The organism is Moorena sp. SIO4E2, assembly GCF_010671945.1.
In the GTDB taxonomy this organism is placed as follows: Bacteria; Cyanobacteriota; Cyanobacteriia; order Cyanobacteriales; family Coleofasciculaceae; genus Moorena; species Moorena producens.
This window is the reverse complement of record NZ_JAAHIE010001451.1, coordinates 1-1,001: the sequence shown is the minus strand read 5'-3', so window position 1 is coordinate 1,001 and position 1,001 is coordinate 1. Positions and strand designations below refer to the sequence as shown.

The window sequence follows — 1,001 nt, the reverse complement described above, 5'->3', positions numbered from 1 at the left end:
TTTTCACTCCCAAATCCCGATTCCCGATTCCCGACTCCCGACTCCCGACTCCCGACTCCCTTTTTAACATGGAGAATACAAAAGACTATCTACAAACCACTCCAATCATCGATTGGCAACATCCTAGCGTTCTGGAACTGGCGAAGACAATAGCCCTAGAGCATCAAACATCGAATGCGATCGCAAAAGCCTGTTTTGAGTGGGTTCGCGATCAAATTTGTCATAGCGTTGACTATAAAATGAACCCTGTCACCTGTCGTGCCTCGGATGTACTTAAGCATAAAACCGGTTATTGTTATGCAAAAAGCCATTTGCTAGCTGCTCTATTACGAGCCAATGGAATTCCAGCAGGCTTTTGTTATCAACGCTTAAGTATTAATGACGATGGTGAGCCTTACAGTTTGCATGGTCTCAATGCTGTTTACTTAGCTGAATTCGGTTGGTATCGAATTGATCCCAGAGGAAACCGTGAGGGAATTAATGCTCAATTTAATCCCCCAAAGGAGCAATTAGCCTTCAGCATTCGATTTCCCGCAGAAGCTGACTTTCCTAACATTTTTTCTGAACCACTTCCTATAGTTATCGAAGCATTACAGGCTTGTAATACTTGGGATGAAATGCTTGGTAGTTTGCCAGATGTTTTGTTGGAGGAATGGTAATAATGAAGAATGAAGAATTTAGAATTTAGAATGAAGAATGAAGAATGAAGAATTTAGAATGAAGAATGAAGAATTTAGAATGAAGAATTTAGAATGAAGAATTTAGTGCGTACCCGTAACGCACTACTAGGTTAAAAATCCCTAAAGGGTGGTAAACACTATAAGTGTGGCAAGGGTGGGTAGAGGAGAAAAATAAGCGATCGCATTCTCTCTGCTTTTGCGATCGCTACTGTTCAACAAAACAACAAATTTGTCTACTATTTTAGCAATCGGAAAGCCTAAGCTATCAGCTTATGCGCTACGCGCACGCTACTTGAGGTGCTTTCAGCTATCAACTAATGG

1 protein-coding gene is annotated in these 1,001 nt (G+C 41.2%); it reads left to right on the top strand.

The features are described from left to right. Nucleotides 1–68 precede the first annotated feature (68 nt). Complete coding sequence (locus F6K37_RS44425; protein ID WP_287257481.1) at nt 69–659, top strand: transglutaminase-like domain-containing protein; 591 nt, start codon at nt 69–71, stop codon at nt 657–659. Nucleotides 660–1,001 lie beyond the last annotated feature (342 nt).